We start from the raw sequence: 20,430 nt of genomic DNA, 5'->3' as shown, positions 1-20,430 counted from the left end.
GATTAAATGGTTCGAGCTTCTATCTTTGCAGCCGCCATCGTATCGGTTTTGCTGGTAGGCCATGAAACGCATGGTGAGACAACCGCCCCCGCCGGCGCATCCATTTCCCTTCCCTACCAACCAACCGCGGGACAAGTCTGGCTTGTCGAAATAGAGCGGACGAAGACGATTGCCGATCGCGGCGTCACCTCAACGGAAAGAGGCAGGATCAGCGGTCGATATGAAGTGATAGAAAGCCGCGAAGGCGGCTATTCCTCTGCCTGGACCATTACAGAACTTAGCAGCGGGCCAGTCCCGCTTTACAATTGGGCTACCGTCTCGGCGCTTCGCGGAATGCGCATCGAGTTCGATACCGACATTCGGGGAGCGCCTGTTGCCCTGAAGGGTTGGCCAGCTGTTCGAGACGTCGTCGAGAAGGAGCTGTTCGCACTGCCCAAATACGCCAATCACGAAGCAGCTCAAAATACGATTCGTAAGTTTTTCGCGGGTCTAACTCCCGAGACGGCTGTTCCTTACTTCCTACAGGAACTTGATATCATAGCGGCCTGCCAGAACAGCGATCTACCCATAGGCAGGGAAACAGCGTCGACCGACACGACGCTAAATGAAGCCGGTGACCCCTTCGCCAATTCGCGCTCGAGTCTGCTCGTTGGCGTCGATCAGATTGCGCGGACGGCAACGTTGAAATTCCACATGACCTCGGATGCCGAGAAACTCTCCGGGGTTCTTGTCGACACGGTCGAGAAACTGAATCCAGAAACGGGTAAAACGGAGAAGCAGATCGTCCGTACCGATGCTGCGGTTCACAAATCAAACACAGCTGACTGCACGGTCGACATCGATAGCGGCGTGACCAGACATGTTTTGTACGAGGAAAAGCTTGAGGCAATTGGGCAGAACAGGACAAAGGTGTTCGGCGACATATGGAACATAACTGTTACGCCGACAGCTAAATAGAGAGTCGTAACGGCGGCCATCGATATGCGGCCGAACGAACGATATCACACCATAGACGAGGTAACTCATGACCATAGACACCTCAGGCAAATGGTGGGTTGGGAGGGAACCCACGGACATCGCAGAATACCTGGAGGGGTATGCCTCCGAAGGATATGAGGTTCACGACTTCAGGCTCGCCCGCTGCAAGTGCGGTTCCATCTCGTTTCTCCTCGATGCCGACGATGACAAGGGTGTAGCGCGACGAACATGCACAGCCGGTGGCTCCGAGCATCTTATCTGCGACAGCGAGGAATTTTGGGACGAAGCCCAGCCGGAACGATGGGCGTGCACCGAGTGCGGCTCCGAAGCTGCAAACATCGGCGTCGGGTTTTCCATCTACCCGGAACGTGGCGGCGTTCGCTGGCTTTATGTTGGCGAACGATGCGCGGCCTGTGGCGTTTTGGGATGCTTCGCCGGCTGGAAAGTAGGCACCGGCGACAGCATGGACCTGTTGGACAAAGTCTAGTTTTGAGGTGCCATAGAAAGGCGATCAGGATCGCGCCGCGATGGCTGCGGCAGCGCCGGCCATGGTCGTGGCGCTGACGCGGTTGGCGATCTTCATCGCGCGCTTGCTTTTCAACAGCTTGCGCGCCTGTGACGCCGCGACCACCCAGGCGAGATCGATGGCGATGAGCACAACCGCCATCGTCGCCGTCAGTTCGACCCAGCCGATGACGCTGACCGAAGCGAGGTCGATGATCGTCGGCAGCAGCGCCAGATAGAACATCATGATCTTGGGGTTGCCGAGCGTCACCGCCATGCCGGCAAAGAACAGCTTTATCGCCGAATCCTCGCGCGGCATCTCGCCTTCTTTCGCGTCGACAGGTGCGGTCCACATCTTCCAGGCGAGGTACGCGAGGTAAGCAACACCAACCCATTTCACGACGACGAAGGCGAAGTGAAAAGTCTGCGCCACGACCGCCAGCCCGAACACCGCCAGCGACAGCCAGATGCCCTCGCCGATCCACATGGCGAGCAGGAACGGGAATACGTCGCGAAAGCCTTTCGAGATGACGCGGGCGACAAGGGCTGCGATCGACGGGCCGGGCGAACCGGCGGCGACGAACAAAGCGGCAGCGAAGATCAGGAGCGAGGTGAGGTGCATGACGGAGCCTTCGAGCGTTGGATGGCGAAGAATATCCGATCGGTGGCGATTTGGCACCCTGCAGCCTAGTGGGCCAGCCGACGCGGCAAATTTCGGCGGTCAGACCTTGCCCGCGCTGGTGGTTTGAGAAAGGATCGCGGCCATGAAATCAATCGTCATCCACGCGGCAAAAGACCTTCGCATCGAAGAGACCGATCCCGGCGCGCCTGGCGCCGGACAGGTCGAGATATCGGTCGAGGCCGGCGGCATCTGCGGCTCGGACCTGCACTATTACAATCATGGCGGCTTCGGCGTGGTGCGCCTGCGCGAGCCGATGATCCTCGGCCATGAGGTCGCCGGCACGGTGAAGGCACTTGGCGCCGGCGTTTCCAGCCTTGTCGTCGGCGACCGCGTTGCGATTTCGCCCAGCCGGCCCTGCAATGCGTGCCGGTACTGCCTGCAGGGCGTGCAGAACCAATGCCTCAACATGCGATTCTACGGCAGCGCCATGCCGATGCCACATATACAGGGCGCCTTCCGCCAGTGCCTCGCCGCCGAGGCCTGGCAGTGCCACAAGATCGCCGACCATGTCTCCATCAACGAAGCCGCCTTTGCCGAGCCGTTCGCGGTAACGCTGCATGCCGTCAACCGCGCCGGCTCGCTGCTCGGCAAGCGGGTCTTGGTCACCGGCTGCGGGCCGATCGGTGCGCTCAGCATCCTTGCCGCACGTGTCCACGGCGCGCGTGAGATCGTCGTCACCGATGTCATGGACGCGGTTCTGGCCAAGGCCAACGAGATCGGCGCCGACCGCACCATCAATGTCGCCACAGATGCCGACAAGCTCGCTGGCTACAATGTCGAGAAGGGCAGTTTCGACGTCATGTTCGAATGCTCCGGCGATGAGCGCGCGGTGCGAGCCGGGCTCGATGTGCTGAAGCCGCGCGGGGTGCTCGTGCAGCTCGGCCTAGGCGGCGACATGTCGCTGCCTCAGAATCTCATCGTCGCCAAGGAGATCGAAATGCGCGGCTCCTTCCGTTTCCACGACGAGTTCGCGCTGGCCGTCGATCTGATCAACAACCGTCGCGTCGACGTCAAGCCGCTGCTGACCGGCATCTATCCGATGGACGAGGCGGTTGCGGCTTTCGAGATCGCCGGCGACCGCAACAAATCGATGAAGGTACAGATCGCCTTCGCCTGAGCAGGGCGAGACACCCTATGAACCTTGCCCGCTCGGCGTCTTGCCGCTAGAAGAACCGTCCCGACATTCATTTCGAGCTTCATTTTGCCTCAGTAACCGCCGGTCTCGCCAACTCCCCTGATCACACTTGGCAGGGCGCCGCATTAAGCGGTGCCTGCTCCATTTCACGTGTTCCTCAGGCGGCGGTTCGAGACCGGTTTGGCACTGCTGAACCGTTGTCGCGCGCTTTGCCGCCCGTGACAGCTGATTTCCGACATAGCTAGCTCTCGCCACGCCGTGCCCGCATGGGCATCTCGACATTGCCGACCTGAAGAACTTCCACACTGGAAGGTCTTCCGGCTTGTCCCAACATCTCGCTATCTACTGGGCAATCGCGCCCGAAATCGCGCCTCGACCCCTGGTCCACTGCAACCGCTGCAGCGCCGTGAAAGCCTATCGCTGCAGCGACAAATTCCGCGTCAACGCCAATGGCAAACGCATTGATGTCTGGCTGATCTATCGCTGCATCGACTGCGACAATTCGTGGAATTTCGGCATTTTCGAACGCTGCAACCGCCGCGACATCGAACCCGCGCTGCTGGCAGCGCTCGAAAGCAACGATCCGGCCCTCGCCCGCCGCCATGCCTTCGATGTCGTGGCGTTGCGAAACCGGGTCGGCCGCGTCGAGGAGTCTCCCGATGTCGCCGTTCACAAACACCGGCTCGGCGGCGAAGGCCGACCCGCAGCCGCGCTTGAAATCAGGCTTGGGCTGGAAATGCCGACATCGCTGCGGCTCGACCGTCTGCTCGCCGGCGAACTCGGCATCTCCCGATCAAGGCTTCAGGCGCTGGAGGAGAAACGATTGCTGGTTGTTCTTCCCGAAGGCGCCAGAGCTTTGCGCAAGCCGGCCCGCGACGGCACGGCGATTCGCATTGCCCTGGCCGACGAGCCGGATCGTGAAGCCATCATTTCGGCTGCCATGGGTGAATGACAAGAGGGGCGAAGCACCGGTGCTTCGCCCCTCTTGAATCTAGACAATCAGGCGATTACGCCGCGCCCACAACCTTGGCCGACTTCTCGAAGCGCTTGCGCTCGTTCGGGTCGAGATAGAGCTTGCGCAGGCGGATGGTCTTAGGCGTCACCTCGACCAGCTCGTCGTCCTGGATCCAGGCCAGCGCGCGCTCCAGCGTCATGCGGATCGGCGGCGTCAGCTTCACCGCCTCGTCCTTGCCGGCGGCGCGGATGTTGGTCAGCTTCTTGCCCTTCAGCACGTTCACTTCGAGGTCGTTGTCACGGCTATGGATGCCGATGATCATGCCCTGATAGACCTTGACGCCCGGGTCGATGACCATCGGGCCGCGGTCTTCGAGGTTCCACATGGCATAGGCCACTGCCTCGCCCTGTTCGTTGGAGATCAGCACGCCGTTGGTGCGGCCCGGCAGTTCGCCCTTGTAGGGCTGGTAGGCGTGGAACAGCCGGTTCATCACGGCGGTGCCGCGCGTGTCGGTCAACAGTTCCGACTGGTAGCCGATCAGTCCGCGCGTCGGCGCGTGGAAGACGATGCGCTGACGGTTGCCGCCCGAAGGCCGCAGCTCGACCATCTCGGCCTTGCGCTCCGACATCTTCTGCACGACGATGCCGGCGTGCTCCTCGTCGACGTCGATGACGACTTCCTCGACCGGCTCCAGCAATTCACCGTTCTCGCCCTTCTGCATGACGACGCGCGGACGCGACACGGCGATTTCAAAGCCTTCGCGGCGCATCGTCTCGATCAGCACGGCCAGCTGCAATTCGCCGCGGCCGGAAACGAAGAACGAATCCTTGTCGGGCGATTCCTCGATCTTGAGCGCGACATTGCCTTCGGCTTCTCGCAGCAGGCGGTCGCGGATGACGCGGCTGGTCACCTTGTCGCCTTCGGTGCCGGCGAGCGGCGAATCATTGACCAGGAAAGACATGGTGACGGTCGGCGGATCGATCGGTTGCGCATGCAACGCCTCGGTCACCGCCAGGTCGCAGAACGTGTCGGCGACAGTGCCCTTCGACAGGCCGGCAATTGCCACGATGTCACCCGCCTGCGCCTCTTCGATCGGCTGGCGCTCGAGGCCACGGAACGCGAGGATCTTGGAGATGCGCCCGGTTTCGATCTGGGTGCCGTCATGGTGGAGCACCTTGACCGCCTGGTTGGACTTCAGCGTGCCGCTCTCGATACGGCCGGTAATGATGCGGCCGAGGAATGGATTGGCTTCCAGGATGGTGCCGATCATGCGGAACGGGCCGGGATGAACGGTTGGCTCCGGCACATGCTTGATGACGAGGTCGAACAGCGGCGCCAGGCCCTGGTCCTTCGGGCCTTCCGGATTTTCCGAGACCCAGCCATCGCGGCCAGAACCGTAGAGGATCGGGAAGTCGAGCTGCTCGTCGGTGGCGTCAAGCGCTGCAAACAGGTCGAACACCTCGTTGACCACCTCGACGTGGCGGGCGTCCGGACGGTCGATCTTGTTGATGACGACGATCGGCTTCAGGCCGACCTTGAGCGCCTTGCCGACGACGAACTTGGTCTGCGGCATGGGGCCTTCGGCGGCGTCGACCAGCACGATCGCCGAATCCACCATCGACAGGATGCGCTCGACCTCACCGCCGAAATCGGCGTGGCCGGGTGTGTCGACGATGTTAATGCGGGTGTCCTTCCAGTCGACCGAGGTCGCCTTAGCCAGGATGGTGATGCCGCGTTCCTTTTCGAGGTCGTTGGAATCCATGGCGCGCTCGGCGACGCGCTGATTGTCGCGGAAGGAACCGGATTGCCGCAGCAATTGGTCGACGAGGGTGGTTTTTCCATGGTCGACGTGCGCGATGATCGCGATATTACGAATTTTCATTTTGTGGTCTCGGGAGCGTTGCAGGCAGCAGGCCAAAAGGCGCCGCCTCTTTCGGTTGGGCGGCTCATACAGGGTTTTTCGCAATTGCGAAAGAGGAGGCGCACCACCAAATACTCATCAAATCTTAAGCATCTCGGTGTGAGATGGTTTTGTTAACCAAGGCGGGAACCTTTCTGGGCCCGGGTAGTTCGAAATTCATGACCGACAAACTCAACCGATTTTGGCCCCTCATCGCTTCGGTCGCATTCGCTGCCGTGCTGGCGGCCAATGCCGCTCAATCGGCCGCCACGGTGAAGGAAGCCAATCCGGCTTCGTCGTCCGACCGGACGGCCGAGCAGATGTTTGCCGACGCCCCTGATGGCGTCGACCCAATGGTCACTGGCCCGGTCAGCGCCTCTTTCAAGCAGAGGCAGCAGGTTGCAGGTTGCGACAGCGCGGTTTGGCCGAAGATTCCGACGGTTTGCTACCCGGACTGACGGCTGCCCATTCCAGGCGTAGCGATCCTTCGCACCGACCCAAAGGCTTACGCCGACCGCACCGGATCGAGCGTCACCAGCGGGAGATTAGTACCGCGCCCTACGCCGCTTGCGGCTCCGGATCGAAAGCCGGCCTGCTCGTATTGATCAGCAGCGACAGACACGCAGCCACGATCGCCGTCATGCCGGCGATCAGGAAGGCCAGTTCGTAATTGCCCTGCAATTCGCGCATGGTGCCGCCGAAGGCAGCGGCGGTGGCGGCGCCGACCTGGTGGCCGGCTACGATCCAGCCGAACACGATCGGGCCGCTGCGGTCACCGAACGCCTCGTTGGCGAGCCTGAGCGTCGGCGGCACGGTGGCGATCCAGTCGAGACCGTAGAGCACGGCGAAGATGATCAGGCTGGTCGCCGAGAAGCCGGAATAGGGCAGATAGATCAGCGCTAGGCCGCGAATGCCGTAGTAGACGCCGAGCAGCTTGCGCGGGTCGAAACGGTCGGTGAGCCAGCCCGAGAGCGTCGTCCCGATCAGGTCGAAAATGCCCATAAGCGACAGCAGGCCCGCGGCCTGTACCTCGGGGATGCCCATGTCGCCGCAGAAGGAGATCAGATGCGTGCCGACCAGCCCGTTGGTGGTGAAGCCGCAGATGAAGAAGGTGGCGAACAGATACCAGAAGACGCGGGTGCCGGCGGCGCGGCGCAGCGTGTTGAGCGTATGCGCCAGGAAATTGCCTTGCGATGCCGGCGATACCGGCGGCACGTCATCGGCCCCGGCGCCATAGCGCACCATGCCGATCGAAGCGGGACGCTCCGGAACCAACAGCCAGACCAGCGGCAGAAGACAGGCGGTGGCGATCGAGACGGCGGTAGCGACGGGCTGCCAGCCGCCCGACTGGGCGAGCGATGCCAGCAGCGGCAGGAACACCAACAGGCCGGTGGCGCTGGAGGCAGACATCAGCCCCATCACCAAGCCGCGATTGGTCTTGAACCAGCGGTTGACGATGGTGGCGCCGAGCACGGTGGCGACCGCGCCGGAGCCGATGCCGGAAAACACGCCCCAGGTGAGGAACAGGTGCCAGGGCTCGGTCATCAGTAGGCTGAGCGCGGTCGAGCCCGACATGATCACAAGCGAGGCAAGCAGCGTGCGGCGCAAGCCGATACGCTCCATCAATGCGGCGGCAAACGGCCCGGTCAGGCCGTAAAGGAAGATGCCGATCGCAGCGGCAATCGAAACCGTATCGCGCCCCCAGCCGAAGCTTTTATCCAACGGCAGCATCATCACCGAGGGTGCGGAACGAAGCCCGGCCGCGATCAATAGGCAAAGGAAGATGACGCCAACCACGACGAAAGCGTAGCGCTGGCCAAAGGGACGGGATTGAGCTATCATGTTACTGACCGGTACGTTGCAGGGTGAGGACATGTATACGTACCGATCGGTAACACGTCAATCGAGTCATACCATGCCAACGGACAAAAATATTGAACTGACCATCAAGGACGGTCATGCAGCCGCACCGCCCAAGGCTGCCAAGAAAATCCTCGACGTGGCCTACGACCTGTTCTACCGCCGCGGCATCCGGGCGATCGGCGTCGACGAGATCGTCAAGCGCGCCGGCGTCACCAAGCCCAGCCTCTACCGCAGCTTTCCCTCCAAGGACGAGCTCGCCGCTTCCTATCTCAGGCAATATGACCGTGAGTATTGGGAGCGTTTCGACGAAGCCGTGGCTGCCCATCCCGGCGACCCACGGGCACAGCTCAGGGCTTTCCTGACTCGCGTCGGCAAGCGCACGCAAAGGCCGGACTATCGCGGCTGCGGCATGACCAACGCGGCGGTGGAATATCCCGAACATGGCCATCCGGCGCGCGTCGTCAGCGAGGCCAACAAGCAGGAGTTGCGCCACCGCCTGCGCGCGATGGCCGCAGCGATGGGCGCTAAAGACCCTGACACGCTCGGCGACGGCCTGCTGCTGTTGATCGAAGGCGCCTATATCAGTGGCCAGCTCTTCGGCCTCGGAGGCCCGGCGGCGGCGGTCGCCCACAACGCCGACCTGCTGATCGAGGCGAGCTTGAAGAAATAACATTTCGAACGTTGGCGCCGCCCCTCACCTGCCGGCATCCTTTCCCGGAAATGGGGCGAGGAACGCTCTCATCACGATTTCGCCAATTGCCAGCGTTGCAAGGTTGTCGCCAGCGGCGCAGCCGGCCACTTTCTCCCGTTCAGGGGGAGAATTGCCCGGCAGGGCGATTTGGGCGGCGCCAACGTTGAGATTGGCACGCTAGGCCGGCCGCAAATTTGGCGATAGGCTGGGGCCAACCTCAAGGGAAAAGTCCGCATGCGAACCCTGCTGCTTGTTCCATTCGCCCTCGCCGCCCTCTGCCAGGCAGCCCATGCCGATGGCATATCCAGCGTCTACACCGACCTCGACTCGCAAAAGGATTGCGTGACCTATGCGCAGGCCGAGGAAGGCGATGGCGACTGGGCCGAACTCGCCTGCTCCGGCTATCGCGGCTATCCCGTGCTGATCGCCTACGACGACGCCCGTGAATCGCTATTCTACGGGTTTCCGCCCGGCGGCGAGATGACCTCGGTCTGGGAGAGCTTTTCCGGCTTCAACTCGTCCGGCGCCAAGGTCGAATGGCGCATCGAGACCAAGGGCGACGTTGCCGTTCCCTTCGCGGTGATCCACCGCCGCTCGATCAGCAATCCCGAGGATGAGAACAAGCCGACCGAAGTGCTGCTCGTCGCCAAGGTCGCCCAGATGGAAGCCCGCGACGGCTGCACCATCGGCCTCGTGCTCGCCACCGGCAACCCTCAGGCCAACGACCAGGCGCGCAAGCTGGCGGACGAAAAGGCGAAGAGTTTCGCCTGTGGCAAGGACAAGCACGCCGTCATCGGCAACGTGCCGGCGTTTGGTCGGGTGGATAACTAGCCACGTGGGTGCAAGGCACCCCCCTCTGCCCTGCCGGGCATCTCCCCCTCAAGGGGGGAGATTGGCAGCTTCGCTGGCGGCGCTTTTCTTTCGGCGCTGAAAATTGACGAAAGCCGTTGCGACATCCGATCTCCCCCCTTGAGGGGGAGATGGCCGGCAGGCCAGAGGGGGGTGCCTCGCGCTGGCGTTTGCCGCTTACTTGAACGAGACGCAGGCCTCTCTCGGCGCTACTTCGCCGCCTTCGCCCGTGCGATCGCGTCGACGATCATCTTCTTGGCGTATTTCGAATCGTGCCAGCCTTCGATCTTGACCCATTTGCCGGGCTCGAGATCCTTGTAGTGCTCGAAGAAGTGCTGGACCTGGTCGCGGGTGATCTCGGGCAGCTGCGTGTATTCGGTGACGTTTTCGTAGCGCAGCGTCAGCTTCGGCGAGGGCACGGCAATGACCTTCTCGTCCTGGCCGGCATTGTCTTCCATCACCAGCACGCCGATCGGCCGCACATTGATGACGCAGCCCGGCACCAGCGCGCGCGTGTTGCAGACCAGCACGTCGATCGGGTCGCCGTCGCCCGACAGCGTGTGCGGCACGAAACCGTAATTGCCGGGGTAGCGCATCGACGTATGCAGGAAACGGTCGACGAACAGCGTGCCGGCCTCCTTGTCCATCTCGTACTTGATCGGCTCGCCGCCGATCGGCACCTCGATGATGACGTTGATGTCCTCGGGCGGGTTCTTTCCGATGGCAATGGCTTCGATTCGCATGGCTTAAATCCCTCTCTCGATGTCCAAGATCGATAGCGGGCGGCGCGGCATGGTGCAATGCGGCGATTGGTGCGAAGCGCTAACGGAAGCGCACGGTTTATGATGATTTGTAACCGAGGCCGGTCATTCCCAGACGAAGGCGACCTTCTTGAGCGCCCTCTGCTCGAAAATCTCGACGCCTTCGGCGACGTCACGGCCACCCGCGCCGGCATAGAAGGAAAGTGCGTTCTGGTTGTCTTCCAGCGCCCACACCACCATTCCCTTCAGCCCGTGGTCGGCAAGCCGCGCCCGCGCCGCCTTGAACAGCCGGCTGCCGAGCCCGATGCCCTGATATTCCGGACGCAGGTAAAGTTCGTAGATTTCGCCCTGTTGCTTCAGCTCGCGGGCGCGGTTCTTGCCGATCGTGGCATAGCCGGCGATGGTGCCGCCGATCTCGACCACCAGAACGGTGGCGGCGCGGCGGATGGCGTTGGCCCACCAGTCGGCGCCGCGGCGGTTGATCATCGAGGTCAGCGAGCGATGCGGGATGATGCCGGAATAGGCGCCCTCCCAGGCCAGCTGGTGCACGTCGGCAATGGCGCCGGCGTCGCGCGGTTCGGCTTTCCTGACGTCGATGCTCAGCGTATTCATGATTTGTTAACCATAAACCCGCATCGGCCATTTGCAAGACTCGAGGTCAGCCCGCCGACCGCTTTCTCACAGCCGATCGCGACACTGCTGACAATGGGCAAAGCCTGCCTGGAAAACGCGCCCAGCCGGCGCGGTCAGGCGTCCGTCCGGGTAGCGCGTGCAGGCTCTTCAGATCTCGACGAGATGATCGTCCAGCTCATTGGCGTCGCCCGACGTCACCGGGAAATGCTCGGCCAGCACCGCGCCGACCTGCCCGATCGCCTTGACGAAGCCGTCGGCGAGCCGGTCGTCACCGGCATGCTGCAGGAGATCGCGCACCACGCCGTCCCAGACATGCTGGCCGACCTTGCTGTCGATGCCCGAATCGGCGACCACTTCGGCATAACGCTCGGCGATCGACACGAAGACCAACACGCCGGTGCGCGCCGTGGTGCGGTGGACATTGCGGGCGAGGAACTGCCTGAGCGCATTGTGATGTGCCGCCTGATAACGCTGCCGGCGCGGCACCAGATGGATGCGCAAGCCCGGCAGCGCCCACAAAAGCACCAACACCGAGGCCAGTGCCAGCAGTTGGACAATGACGAAATGCGGCAGCCGGATCGACAGCCACCAGGCTTCCAGCCCATAAGCGACGGCGAGGCTGGCAATCAGCATGCCTGATGTCGCCATGAAGGCGGCGGGAAAGAAATAGCCGTCGCTGGCATGCGCAACGACGCAGTAGATCTCGCCGTCGGTTTTGGCCTCGGCCGCGCGGATCGCGGTGGCGATGCGCTCATGGTCCTGTGGGCTGATCGGTCGTGTTGCCATCTTCTCTCACCAGCTCCCTGAAGACCCGCCACCGCCAGACGAACCGCCGCCGCCTGAAAACCCGCCGCCGCTGCTTGAGCCCGAAGACCAGCTGCTGCCCGAGCTTCCCGATGACCATCCGCTGCCCGACGACGAACTTGTTGTCCAGCTGCTGGAGCCCGAGGACGATCCGCTCGGCCCCTGGCCGTAGCGAAAGGTCATGCCCAGCCATTTATACACGCCCGGCGACAGCTTGGTGCCGAAGATCGGCGGCAGGAAGGCCATCGCCAGGCCGCCGAAGAACATCGCCGCCCACAGGATCAGGAAGACCGCGACGACGGGATCGATGGGCGTGCTGCGGTCGGCCGGGTTGCGCTTGCCGCGCGCCTCCAGCTCTTCCGGGTTGCCTTCCAGCACCATGACCATGTCGTCGACGGCCTTGGAAATGCCGCCGGAGAAATCACCGGCGCGGAACGCCGGCACCATGTCGTTTTCGATGATCAGTTTGGTGTGCAGGTCGGTCAGCGTGCCTTCCAGCCCGTAGCCGACCTCGATGCGCATCTTGTGGTCGTTCTTGGCCACCAGCAGAAGCACGCCGTTGTTTTCGCCGGCCTGCCCGAGTTTCCAAAAGCGGAACAGCCGGTTGGCGTAGGGTTCGATCTCCTCGCCGTCGAGGCTGGGGATGGTGGCGACGACGATCTGGTCGGAGCCTTTGGTCTCGAAATCCGCGAGCTTCTGCGTCAGTGCCGCCTTGGTCGCGGCGTCGATAATACCGGCATTGTCGACCACCCGCCCGGTGAGTGCCGGCAGGTCTGCCGCCAAAGCTACAAACAGCATGGTGAGCATCGTCAACAGCGCGATGCCGATCGTCGCGGCTGCGCGGCCAGGTCTTGGCGGATTGAAGACGCGTACTGTCATGCCGTCACCAGTTCCCCTCAACCACCATGACTGTCCTCAATCACCATGATCATGTCGTCGACCGCTTTGGAAATACCGCCGGAGAAATCCCCGGCGCGGAAGGCCGGCACCATGCCTTCAATGATCCGTGTGGCGTGCTGGTTGGTGAGCGTGGCTTCCAGCCCGTAGCCGACCTCGATGCGCATCTTGCGGTCGTTCACGGCCACCAGCAGAAGCACGCCATTGTTCTTGGCCTTCTGGCCGAGCTTCCAAGCGTTGAACAGCCGGGTGGCGTAAGGCTCGATCTCCTCGCCGTCGAGGCTGGGAACCGTCGCGACGACGATCTGGTCGGAGCCTTTGGTCTCGAAATCGGCCAGTCTTTGGGTGAGCGCCGCCTCGGTCGCGGCATCGATGATGCCTGCATTGTCGACGACACGACCGGTGAGGGCGGGCAGTTCCGCCGCCAGCGCCGCGAAGCTGACGAGCAAGACCAGCAAGGCAGCGCCGGTCATCGTGGCGAAGCGGCCATGCCAGGGATTGGCGATGCGTGTTGTCATCTCGTCACCAGCTTCCCGAGGAGCCGCCGCCGCCGGACGAACCGCCGCCGCCGGAAAAGCCGCCACCACCGCTTGAACCCGACGACCAGCCGCCCCCGCCCGAAGACCAGCCGCCGCTGGACGACCGCCGGCCCGGCTCGAATGTCATGCCGAGCCAGCGATAGCGGCCGGGACCGAGTTTTTGGCCGAAGATCGGCGGCAGGATGGAGGCGGCCATGCTGCCGAAGAAGATGATTGCCCAGATGCTGATGAAGACGCCGAAGAACAGATTGTCGGTATTGATGGGCGGCTTCTGGTTGCGCTCGCCGCGCGCCTCCAATTCCTCCGGATTGCCTTCCAGCACCATCACCATGTCGTCGACGGCCTTGGAAATGCCCCCGGAGAAATCGCCGGCGCGGAACGCCGGCACCATGTCGTTTTCGATGATCAGCTTGGTGTGCAAATCGGTCAGCGTGCCTTCCAGCCCATAGCCGACCTCGATGCGCATCTTGCGGTCGTTCGGCGCCACCAGCAGCAGCACGCCGTTATTTTCCTTGGCCTGGCCGAGCTTCCAGAAGCGAAACAGCCGGTTGGCGTAAGGCTCGATCTCCTCGCCGTCGAGGCTGGGGATGGTGGCGACGACGATCTGGTCGGAGCCTTTTGTCTCGAAGTCGGCGAGTTTCTGGGTGAGCGCGGCTTTGGTTCCCGCGTCGATAATGCCGGCGTTATCGACGACGCGGCCGGTCAGCGCGGGGAGGTCGGCGGCGAAGGCGGTGAGGGGCAGGAAGACGGCCAGAAAGGCGAGAAGAACACCAAGGTTGGCGTTCCTTCGCGTCCCCCTCTGTCCTGCCGGACATCTCCCCCTCGAGGGGGGAGATTGGCAATCTCGCTGCCGACGCTCAGCCGGCAACGCTGATATTTGGCGCAAGGACAGAAGACAGCTGATCTCCCCCCTTGAGGGGGAGATGTCCGGCAGGACAGAGGGGGGTGTGAAGGAACGCAAGGCTGGCAAAGGCCAAGCTCACCCAGACGTCATCACCCGCCCTGCTTCGTGCCGAAATCGACCTTCGGCGGCTGCATCTTGTCTTCTTCGACGGTGAAGTTGGCGAAGGGCTCGTTGCTGCGGAACCAGAAGGTTGCCCATAGCACCGACGGAAAGGTCCTCAGCGTCAGATTGTAATCCTTGACCGCCAGGATGTAGTCGCGCCGCGCCACGGCGATACGGTTCTCGGTGCCTTCGAGTTGCGCCTGCAGCGCCAGGAAATTCTGGTTGGCCTTGAGGTCGGGATAGGCCTCCGACACCGCGATCAGCCGCGATAGCGCGCTGGTCAGCCCTGATTGCGCATCCTGGAACTTCTTGAGCGCTTCGGGGTCCTTCAGCGTTTCCGGCGTCACCGTGATCTGCGTCGCCTTAGCGCGCGCTTCGACCACCGCATCGAGCGTGTCCTTTTCATGCGAGGCATAGCCCTTCACCGTCTCGACCAAATTGGGAATGAGGTCGGACCGACGCTGATACTGGTTCAGCACCTCGCTCCATGCCGCCTTGGCGTTTTCCTCCGCCGTCGGGATGGTGTTGAAGCCGCAGCCGGCGAGCAGAGGCAGCACGACGGCCATCATCAGCACGGCCGGCAGACTGCGGAAAGGGAAGGCAAGGCGCTGGGCAAACATGGTGAGGTCCCTCGACAGAAGTTGCATGCGAAGCATTAGCACAATCCGCGCTCAAGAAAATGTCTGCCGCTGGCGCGCATTCCTGGCGCGCATTCATGCGCCGGCGAGGCCCTGTGATTGATCGCGCGAACACGATATGGTTGCCGGCAAACAGGACAGGATCATGGCGGAACGCCGCGACGATGACAGCGAATCGCGCCGCATTATTGAGCGCGTGGCGAACGAGGGCGGCCTTGGCGGCGCATCGCTGGTGTCACGGGCAGCGAAAGGCGCCCGCGATCATGTTACCGCAGCCGAGGCCGACCGATCCGATCCGATCGAGGTCTGGGGCACCCGCATCGGCCGCACACTTGGGCTCATCGTCGCCCTCGGCCTTTTGATCTGGCTCGTGTACTACGTCTCCCGGGGCAGCTAGAGCATGATCCTGAAAAGTGGGAACCGGTTTTCTCGGACAAGCGGGAACCGTTTTGTCCGGAGATCATGCTCCAACCAAAGAGATAGATCAGGATGACGATTCAACGAAAAATTATCCGTATCTAGGATTTTCCATGAACAGCGAAAAAGCCGACGCGCCGCGCGCGGTCATCGTCATTTCCAGCCATGTCGCCCGCGGCTCGGTCGGCAACCGCGCCGCCGTGTTTGCGCTGGAGACGCTGGGCTTTCCGGTGTGGGCGGTACCGACGGTCATCTTGCCCTGGCATCCGGGCCACGGCCGCGCCACGCGCATCGTGCCGCCGCTCGACCAGTTCAAGGCGCTGATGGCCGATCTCGAGCGCGCGCCCTGGCTGGGTGAGGTCGGTGCGGTGCTGTCTGGCTATCTCGGCGAGGCCGGCCAGGCCGACGCCGTCGCTTCGCTGGTCGCGGCCGTCAAGGCCAAGACGCCGGAAGCGATCTATATATGCGATCCGGTGATGGGCGATTCCGGCGGGCTCTATGTGCCCGAGCCGACGGCCGCCGCGATGCGCGACCGGCTGATGCCGATCGCCGACATCGCCACCCCCAACCGCTATGAGCTGGAGTGGATGGCCGGCGCGCCTTTGCCCGATCTGAAATCGGTGATCTCGGCCGCCCTCCATGCCGGACCGTCAACAATGCTGGTGACGTCGGCACAGTCGATGATGACCGGCGGCACCGGCAATCTGCTGCTTGACGGCACCCAGGCGCTGCTGGCCGAACACCGCCTCATCGACAAGCCGCCGAATGGCCTCGGTGACCTGACTGCGGCCGTCTACCTCGCCCGCATCCTGTCGGGGCAGCCGCCGATCAAGGCGCTGCAATCGACCACCGCCGCCGTCTACGAAATCCTGGCGCGAACCGCCAAGCGTGGCGGCGACGAGTTGCAGCTTGAAACCGATGCCCAGAGCCTGTCGCATCCGATGGCGATGGTGCAACTGCGCCACCTCACGCATCCGGGGCGGGACCGCCGGGCGTGACCTCGACCGTGGTCGTCGGCGTCGACGGCTGCAAGGCCGGCTGGATCGCCGTCCGCCGCGATCTGGATGCCGCGCCGTCAGTCCGCGTCTTTCCCAGCTTTGCGACCCTGCTCGACGCCTTGCCCGCCGATGCGACAGTGGTCGTCGACATGCCGATCGGCCTGCCGGACGTCTCGCAAAGAGGCGGGCGCGGGCCGGAGACCTTGGTACGGCCAATGCTCGGAGCACGGCAATCCAGCGTCTTCTCTATCCCGTCCCGCCCGGCCCTCTACGCCGACACCAGCGGCTTCACCACGGTCGAGGCCTGGTATGAGGCACATCGGCGCGCCAGCGAGGTGGCCAAGGCGACCTCCGATCCGCCACGCGGCGTCTCGATCCAGGCCTTCGGCATCTTTGCCAAGATACGCGAGATCGACGCGCTGCTGATCGCACGTCCGCAACTGCGCCGCCGCGTCTTCGAATCGCATCCCGAAGTGGCCTTCTGCCGGCTGAACGGCGAAAAACCGATGACACTGCCGAAGAAGATCAAGGGCGCCGTCAATCCGGCCGGGATGGAAGAACGCAAGGCGCTGCTGTGCCGGCACGGCTATACCAGAGCTTTCCTCGACCAGCCGCCGCCACGCGGTGCTGCCGCCGACGATTTCCTCGACGCCGCAGCGATGATGCTGATTGCCGGACGCATTGCCGGCGGCGAGGCAAAGCCGTTTCCCGACCCGCCGCTTGCCGACCGTTTGGGCATTCCCCTGGCGATCTGGGCGTGAGGCAAGCGGCGAGCCATGCGTGCGGCATGGCGATTTGCGACGAAGCCATCCGCAATTCGGCATTGCCCGCGACGGGCATTTGCCGTTAGAGCCTTTCTAACTTGAAATGAGCTGCCGTCGCTAACCCCGAAAGGCTTCATCCCTAGCCCATGCCCCATCTCCCCGAACATCTTTGGACCGGCTACCGCAACTTCATGAATGGCCGCTATCTCACCGAGAGCGGACGCTATCGCGAGCTCGCCCGCGAAGGGCAGGCGCCCGAAACCATGATCGTTGCCTGCTGCGATTCCCGCTCTGCCCCCGAGGCGATCTTCGACGCCGGTCCGGGCGAACTGTTCGTCCTGCGCAATGTCGGCAATCTGGTGCCGCCCTATGCGCCGGACGGCGAGTTCCACTCGACCTCGGCCGCGCTCGAATTCGCCGTGCAGAGCCTGAAGGTGAAAAACATCGTAGTGATGGGCCATGGCCGCTGCGGCGGCATCCGCGCCGCGCTCGACACCAATTCGGCGCCGCTGTCGCCCGGCGACTTCATCGGCAAATGGATGAGCCTGATCGCGCCGGCGGCCGAAACCGTTTCGTCCAGCACGTTCATGACGACAACCGAACGGCAGACGGCGCTCGAGCGGATTTCCATCCGCTATTCGATCGCCAATCTCAGGACCTTCCCTTGCGTCTCCATCCTCGAAGGCAAGGGGCGGCTGTCGCTGCATGGCGCCTGGTTCGACATCTCGACAGGCGAGCTCTGGGTGATGAACAAGGACACTGGCGACTTCGAGCGGCCGGATTTGACGTAGACCCATGATCCCGAAAAGTGGGAACCGGTTTTCGGATAAGGGCATGGTCAAATAAGAGGAGGGAAGAATGCGGGTTTGGCGTGCGATCGCTTTCGCCGTAGCGGCACTGCTGATTTCGCTCGTCCCTGCCCGCTCCGATGACGGCGCCATTATCGACCGCTGGTATTCGGCGCTGCTGGTCGCCGATCGCACCGAATTGTCGGACCTGCTCGCCGACGATGTCCGCATCAAGCTCGACGATCTCGGCGTCGTGCAGTCGAAGCAGGAGTTCATCGCGTCGATCGACGAATGGAAGGGCGCGGTCGCCGGCGCCGCAATCCGGCATCGCGTCGAAAAGAGCGAGGCCGGCGTCACCACTGTCATCGCCTGCTATGATTTCCCCAACAATGACATGCTGATGCAGGAAACGTTCGCCGTCACCGGCAACCGCATCACCGCCAGTTCGCAAGCGGCGATCGCGGAAAATTGCGACGGCTTCTGACGCGGGCTTGAACGGCCGCGCTGTTGCGCCGCGCCAGTCATCGCCCTACATCGGTCCAGCAAGCTCCGCCAATCATCGAAAGATCCCCCATGCCGTCCACGAAAACCGTCGATCTCGCCGCCCATCCGCTGACCAAATGGCAAGGGCCGCTCGGCCTGCCGGATTTTGCCAGCATCGGCGACGACGATTTCTCCTCGGTGTTCGACGCGGCGCTGAAGGCACATGAGGCCGAAATCGATGCGATCGCCGGCAACAAGGATGCGCCGACCATCGAGAATACGCTGGCAGCCCTCGAACTCGCCGGTGAGCCGCTCGACCATGTCTCGTCGATCTTCTGGTGCCGGGCCGGCGCCCACACCAACGATGCGATCCAGGCGCTGGAGCGTGAGATCTCGCCGAAGATGTCGCGGCATTTCTCGGCGATCTCGATGAACGAGAAACTGTTTGCCCGCATCGACGACCTCTACCAGCGCCGGGAGACGCTAAAACTCGACGTCGAGACGCTGCGGGTGCTGGAGAAGACCTGGAAAGGCTTTGTGCGATCGGGCGCAAAACTCGACGCCGACGGCAAGAAGCGGCTGGCCAACATCAGCGAGGAGCTGTCCTCGCTCGGCACCACTTTCGGCCAGAACGTGCTGGCCGACGAGCGCGACTGGGCGCTGTTCCTCGACGAGGCTGATCTTGCCGGCCTTCCGGACTTCGTGAAGAGTTCGATGGCCGAAGCCGCCGAGACGCGCGGCCAGAAGGGCCGCTACGCCGTCACTTTGTCGCGCTCAATCTATGAGCCGTTCACGACCTTTTCTGAACGCCGCGATCTGCGCGAGACCGCTTTCCGCGCCTTCACCATGCGCGGCCAGAATGGCGGCGCCAGCGACAACACCGCAGTGGTGCGCGACATGCTGAAACTGCGCGCCGAAAAGGCCAGGCTGCTCGGCTATGCCTCGTTCGCCGCGCTGAAACTCGACGACACCATGGCCAAGACGCCGAAGGCTGTGCACGACCTCCTCGACCCGGTCTGGGAGAAAGCGCTGGAGAAGGCCGCCGCCGACCAGAAGGAGCTGGAGCGGCTTGCGACCAAGGCAGGCAGCAACGAAAAATTCGCCGCCTGGGACTGGCGCTTCTACCAGGAGAAATTGCGCGCCGAAAAATTCGACTTCGACGAGGCGGAACTGAAACCCTATCTGCAACTCGACCGGGTCATCGACGCCTGCTTCGACGTCGCCACAAAACTGTTCGGCATCACTTTCGAGGAGAAGAAGGGCATCGCCGCCTGGCATCCCGACGCGCGCGTCTTCGTGGTGAAGAACGCCGATGGCAGCGAGCGCGGCCTGTTCCTCGCCGACTATTTCGCCCGATCCTCGAAGCGTTCTGGCGCCTGGATGAGCGCGCTGAAGTCTGGCTACAAGCTTGGGGATGGCTCCAAGCCGGTGATCTACAACATCATGAACTTCGCCAAGCCGCCGGCGGGGGAAGCGGCGCTGTTGTCGGTCGATGAGGCCAAGACCCTGTTCCACGAGTTCGGCCATGCTTTGCACGGCATGCTGACCGACGTCACCTGGCCGTCGGTGGCGGGCACCTCGGTTTCCCGCGATTTCGTCGAACTGCCTTCGCAGCTCTACGAGCACTGGCTGACGGTGCCCGCAGTGCTGGAAAAGCATGCGCTGCATGTTAAGACCGGCAAGCCGATGCCGAAGTCGCTGCTCGACAAGATGCTGGCCGCCCGCACGTTCGGCGCCGGTTTCGCCACGGTCGAGTTCACAGCGTCGGCGCTGATCGACATGGCGTATCACGCGCGGCCGGATGCGCCGGCGGAACCGCTGCGTTTCGAAGCCGAAACGCTGGAAAAGCTTGATATGCCCGACACCATCGCCATGCGTCATCGCACCCCGCATTTCGGCCATATCTTCTCCGGCGACGGTTATTCAGCCGGCTACTATTCCTACATGTGGTCGGAAGTGCTCGACGCCGACGCCTTCGCCGCCTTCGAGGAGACCGGCGATCCCTTCAACCCGGCGCTGGCGGAACGGCTTCGGAAGAATATCTATGCCGCTGGCGGGTCGAAGGATCCGGAGGAGCTGTACACGGCGTTCCGCGGCAAGATGCCTTCGCCGGAAGCGATGATGGTGAAGCGGGGATTGCTATAG

The 20,430-nt window shown here is 63.0% G+C and carries 22 protein-coding genes and 1 pseudogene; 13 read left to right on the top strand and 10 right to left on the bottom strand.

The features are described 5' to 3' along the window. The first annotated feature begins 6 nt into the window (after window positions 1-6). Both ACYG9R_RS12625 and ACYG9R_RS12620 read left to right on the top strand, forming a co-directional pair. A complete protein-coding gene (locus ACYG9R_RS12625) occupies window positions 7-957 on the top strand; it encodes a hypothetical protein (protein WP_155923290.1) in 951 nt (316 codons plus the stop codon). A 67-nt stretch (window positions 958-1,024) separates the two neighbouring features. Beyond that, window positions 1,025-1,465 (top strand): hypothetical protein, encoded by a 441-nt coding sequence (locus tag ACYG9R_RS12620; RefSeq protein WP_023817142.1) that lies wholly within the window; start codon window positions 1,025-1,027, stop codon window positions 1,463-1,465. Window positions 1,466-1,489: 24 nt separating this feature from the next. Here the strand turns inward: ACYG9R_RS12620 and ACYG9R_RS12615 are convergent, their stop codons facing one another. Continuing rightward, on the bottom strand, window positions 1,490-2,104 hold the full coding sequence (locus ACYG9R_RS12615; protein ID WP_023824313.1) for a LysE family translocator: 615 nt from the start codon (window positions 2,102-2,104) through the stop codon (window positions 1,490-1,492). A 142-nt stretch (window positions 2,105-2,246) separates the two neighbouring features. Between ACYG9R_RS12615 and ACYG9R_RS12610 the strand changes: the two genes are divergently transcribed. Next, window positions 2,247-3,281, top strand: a complete 1,035-nt coding sequence (locus ACYG9R_RS12610; protein ID WP_023824314.1) for an L-idonate 5-dehydrogenase — start codon at window positions 2,247-2,249, stop codon at window positions 3,279-3,281. A gap of 340 nt (window positions 3,282-3,621) precedes the next feature. After that, window positions 3,622-4,251: a DUF1062 domain-containing protein gene (locus tag ACYG9R_RS12605; RefSeq protein ID WP_023824315.1), complete on the top strand. Its 630-nt coding sequence runs from the start codon at window positions 3,622-3,624 to the stop codon at window positions 4,249-4,251. Window positions 4,252-4,306: 55 nt separating this feature from the next. Here ACYG9R_RS12605 and typA read toward each other — a convergent pair whose 3' ends face one another. Beyond that, on the bottom strand, window positions 4,307-6,136 hold the full coding sequence (typA, locus tag ACYG9R_RS12600) for a translational GTPase TypA (RefSeq protein ID WP_023681424.1): 1,830 nt from the start codon (window positions 6,134-6,136) through the stop codon (window positions 4,307-4,309). A gap of 197 nt (window positions 6,137-6,333) precedes the next feature. Here typA and ACYG9R_RS12595 point away from each other — a divergent pair, with 197 nt between their 5' ends. After that, window positions 6,334-6,612, top strand: coding sequence for a hypothetical protein (locus tag ACYG9R_RS12595; RefSeq protein ID WP_245260088.1), 279 nt, complete (start codon window positions 6,334-6,336; stop codon window positions 6,610-6,612). Between the two features lie 100 nt (window positions 6,613-6,712). Here ACYG9R_RS12595 and ACYG9R_RS12590 read toward each other — a convergent pair whose 3' ends face one another. Next, window positions 6,713-7,996: an MFS transporter gene (locus ACYG9R_RS12590; RefSeq protein WP_023835196.1), complete on the bottom strand. Its 1,284-nt coding sequence runs from the start codon at window positions 7,994-7,996 to the stop codon at window positions 6,713-6,715. A 73-nt stretch (window positions 7,997-8,069) separates the two neighbouring features. On the opposite strand from ACYG9R_RS12590, the gene ACYG9R_RS12585 reads away from it, so the two are divergent. After that, on the top strand, window positions 8,070-8,687 hold the full coding sequence (locus ACYG9R_RS12585) for a TetR/AcrR family transcriptional regulator (RefSeq protein WP_023668625.1): 618 nt from the start codon (window positions 8,070-8,072) through the stop codon (window positions 8,685-8,687). A gap of 255 nt (window positions 8,688-8,942) precedes the next feature. Further along, a complete protein-coding gene (locus ACYG9R_RS12580; protein WP_023824316.1) occupies window positions 8,943-9,539 on the top strand; it encodes a hypothetical protein in 597 nt (198 codons plus the stop codon). 227 nt (window positions 9,540-9,766) lie between these two features. On the opposite strand, the gene ppa is transcribed toward ACYG9R_RS12580, so the two are convergent. From ppa to ACYG9R_RS12545, 7 genes and pseudogenes are all read right to left on the bottom strand, one after another. Further along, window positions 9,767-10,300 carry an inorganic diphosphatase gene (ppa, locus tag ACYG9R_RS12575; protein ID WP_023668623.1) on the bottom strand — a complete coding sequence of 178 codons (534 nt, stop codon included), beginning with the start codon at window positions 10,298-10,300 and terminating at the stop codon, window positions 9,767-9,769. A gap of 123 nt (window positions 10,301-10,423) precedes the next feature. Next, the gene (locus ACYG9R_RS12570) at window positions 10,424-10,930 is read right to left on the bottom strand and encodes a GNAT family N-acetyltransferase (RefSeq protein WP_023824317.1); all 507 of its coding nucleotides are present in this window, start codon (window positions 10,928-10,930) and stop codon (window positions 10,424-10,426) included. Between the two features lie 168 nt (window positions 10,931-11,098). After that, entirely contained in the window at window positions 11,099-11,737 is a 639-nt protein-coding gene (locus tag ACYG9R_RS12565; RefSeq protein ID WP_023668621.1) for a TPM domain-containing protein, read from the bottom strand. A gap of 6 nt (window positions 11,738-11,743) precedes the next feature. Then, the gene (locus ACYG9R_RS12560; RefSeq protein WP_023824318.1) at window positions 11,744-12,634 is read right to left on the bottom strand and encodes a TPM domain-containing protein; all 891 of its coding nucleotides are present in this window, start codon (window positions 12,632-12,634) and stop codon (window positions 11,744-11,746) included. Between the two features lie 35 nt (window positions 12,635-12,669). Beyond that, window positions 12,670-13,125: pseudogene (locus ACYG9R_RS12555) on the bottom strand (TPM domain-containing protein); the annotation flags it as partial. A gap of 49 nt (window positions 13,126-13,174) precedes the next feature. Next, window positions 13,175-13,945, bottom strand: coding sequence for a TPM domain-containing protein (locus ACYG9R_RS12550; RefSeq protein WP_196813610.1), 771 nt, complete (start codon window positions 13,943-13,945; stop codon window positions 13,175-13,177). 239 nt (window positions 13,946-14,184) lie between these two features. Beyond that, window positions 14,185-14,817 carry a LemA family protein gene (locus tag ACYG9R_RS12545; RefSeq protein WP_023681434.1) on the bottom strand — a complete coding sequence of 211 codons (633 nt, stop codon included), beginning with the start codon at window positions 14,815-14,817 and terminating at the stop codon, window positions 14,185-14,187. A gap of 163 nt (window positions 14,818-14,980) precedes the next feature. Between ACYG9R_RS12545 and ACYG9R_RS12540 the strand changes: the two genes are divergently transcribed. The 6 genes from ACYG9R_RS12540 (at window position 14,981) to ACYG9R_RS12515 (ending at window position 20,430) form a co-directional block, all read left to right on the top strand. Continuing rightward, a complete protein-coding gene (locus tag ACYG9R_RS12540) occupies window positions 14,981-15,232 on the top strand; it encodes a hypothetical protein (RefSeq protein WP_023732941.1) in 252 nt (83 codons plus the stop codon). A gap of 133 nt (window positions 15,233-15,365) precedes the next feature. Further along, window positions 15,366-16,250, top strand: coding sequence for a pyridoxal kinase PdxY (gene pdxY / locus ACYG9R_RS12535; protein WP_023824319.1), 885 nt, complete (start codon window positions 15,366-15,368; stop codon window positions 16,248-16,250). After that, window positions 16,247-17,011: a DUF429 domain-containing protein gene (locus ACYG9R_RS12530; protein ID WP_023668614.1), complete on the top strand. Its 765-nt coding sequence runs from the start codon at window positions 16,247-16,249 to the stop codon at window positions 17,009-17,011. Before pdxY ends, ACYG9R_RS12530 begins: the two co-directional genes overlap by 4 nt. Before the next feature lie 149 nt (window positions 17,012-17,160). Further along, entirely contained in the window at window positions 17,161-17,805 is a 645-nt protein-coding gene (locus tag ACYG9R_RS12525; protein WP_023668613.1) for a carbonic anhydrase, read from the top strand. A 67-nt stretch (window positions 17,806-17,872) separates the two neighbouring features. Further along, the gene (locus ACYG9R_RS12520; RefSeq protein ID WP_023668612.1) at window positions 17,873-18,286 is read left to right on the top strand and encodes a hypothetical protein; all 414 of its coding nucleotides are present in this window, start codon (window positions 17,873-17,875) and stop codon (window positions 18,284-18,286) included. A gap of 89 nt (window positions 18,287-18,375) precedes the next feature. After that, window positions 18,376-20,430, top strand: coding sequence for a M3 family metallopeptidase (locus tag ACYG9R_RS12515; RefSeq protein ID WP_023681439.1), 2,055 nt, complete (start codon window positions 18,376-18,378; stop codon window positions 20,428-20,430).

This window comes from Mesorhizobium sp. RSR565B, from assembly GCF_054719465.1.
Note: the sequence above shows the minus strand (reverse complement) of the source record. Positions and strands in the feature narration are given on the sequence as shown.

Coding starts and splice junctions, on each gene's coding strand:
- ACYG9R_RS12570 (WP_023824317.1), bottom strand. CDS start 10,930: ATGAATACGCTGAGCATCGACGTCAGGAAAGCCGAACCGCGCGACGCC.
- ACYG9R_RS12625 (WP_155923290.1), top strand. CDS start 7: ATGGTTCGAGCTTCTATCTTTGCAGCCGCCATCGTATCGGTTTTGCTG.
- pdxY (WP_023824319.1), top strand. CDS start 15,366: ATGAACAGCGAAAAAGCCGACGCGCCGCGCGCGGTCATCGTCATTTCC.
- ACYG9R_RS12560 (WP_023824318.1), bottom strand. CDS start 12,634: ATGACAGTACGCGTCTTCAATCCGCCAAGACCTGGCCGCGCAGCCGCG.
- ACYG9R_RS12545 (WP_023681434.1), bottom strand. CDS start 14,817: ATGTTTGCCCAGCGCCTTGCCTTCCCTTTCCGCAGTCTGCCGGCCGTG.
- ACYG9R_RS12615 (WP_023824313.1), bottom strand. CDS start 2,104: ATGCACCTCACCTCGCTCCTGATCTTCGCTGCCGCTTTGTTCGTCGCC.
- ACYG9R_RS12515 (WP_023681439.1), top strand. CDS start 18,376: ATGCCGTCCACGAAAACCGTCGATCTCGCCGCCCATCCGCTGACCAAA.
- typA (WP_023681424.1), bottom strand. CDS start 6,136: ATGAAAATTCGTAATATCGCGATCATCGCGCACGTCGACCATGGAAAA.
- ACYG9R_RS12620 (WP_023817142.1), top strand. CDS start 1,025: ATGACCATAGACACCTCAGGCAAATGGTGGGTTGGGAGGGAACCCACG.
- ACYG9R_RS12590 (WP_023835196.1), bottom strand. CDS start 7,996: ATGATAGCTCAATCCCGTCCCTTTGGCCAGCGCTACGCTTTCGTCGTG.
- ACYG9R_RS12610 (WP_023824314.1), top strand. CDS start 2,247: ATGAAATCAATCGTCATCCACGCGGCAAAAGACCTTCGCATCGAAGAG.
- ACYG9R_RS12595 (WP_245260088.1), top strand. CDS start 6,334: ATGACCGACAAACTCAACCGATTTTGGCCCCTCATCGCTTCGGTCGCA.
- ACYG9R_RS12525 (WP_023668613.1), top strand. CDS start 17,161: ATGCCCCATCTCCCCGAACATCTTTGGACCGGCTACCGCAACTTCATG.
- ACYG9R_RS12580 (WP_023824316.1), top strand. CDS start 8,943: ATGCGAACCCTGCTGCTTGTTCCATTCGCCCTCGCCGCCCTCTGCCAG.
- ppa (WP_023668623.1), bottom strand. CDS start 10,300: ATGCGAATCGAAGCCATTGCCATCGGAAAGAACCCGCCCGAGGACATC.
- ACYG9R_RS12585 (WP_023668625.1), top strand. CDS start 8,070: ATGCCAACGGACAAAAATATTGAACTGACCATCAAGGACGGTCATGCA.
- ACYG9R_RS12540 (WP_023732941.1), top strand. CDS start 14,981: ATGGCGGAACGCCGCGACGATGACAGCGAATCGCGCCGCATTATTGAG.
- ACYG9R_RS12520 (WP_023668612.1), top strand. CDS start 17,873: ATGCGGGTTTGGCGTGCGATCGCTTTCGCCGTAGCGGCACTGCTGATT.
- ACYG9R_RS12565 (WP_023668621.1), bottom strand. CDS start 11,737: ATGGCAACACGACCGATCAGCCCACAGGACCATGAGCGCATCGCCACC.